1 protein-coding gene is annotated in these 346 nt (G+C 56.6%); it reads right to left on the bottom strand.

Features of this window, described 5'->3' with window-relative positions; translation table 11 throughout:
- Nucleotides 1-346, bottom strand: a 346-nt coding sequence (locus tag IAE33_RS24425; protein ID WP_201165768.1) for an immunoglobulin-like domain-containing protein, incomplete at both ends; no start/stop codon positions are given.

Consider the following 346-nt stretch of genomic DNA (forward strand, 5'->3'; position numbering starts at 1 on the left):
CTTGGTGATGCCCACTTGGATTTTGCCTTCATCTTTGAAGACGTCATCGCCCTGAGCAGGTGCGGTGTAGGACTTGGTGGTTTCACCTGCTTTGAACACAACGGTGGCGTTGTTGCTCAGGGTGACAGTCAGGTCCTTGTCCAGTGCACGGTTCAAGCTAAGGGTAAAGGTAGGTGCCGTGGCTTCGTTCACCGACGCTTGGTTGGCCACGATGTTCACCTGCACCAGGTCGCCCTGGCCAGCAGGCTCGTCAGTGACGGCGGTGGTGACCGAAGCTTTGTTGGCTACCAGGTTTTCGAACTGCTTGTCGCCGGCAACTGCCAGGTCGGTAATCGCTTTCACGATC

The sequence above is a fragment of the Pseudomonas sp. S60 genome (assembly GCF_016647865.1).
In the GTDB taxonomy this organism is placed as follows: domain Bacteria; phylum Pseudomonadota; class Gammaproteobacteria; order Pseudomonadales; family Pseudomonadaceae; genus Aquipseudomonas; species Aquipseudomonas parafulva.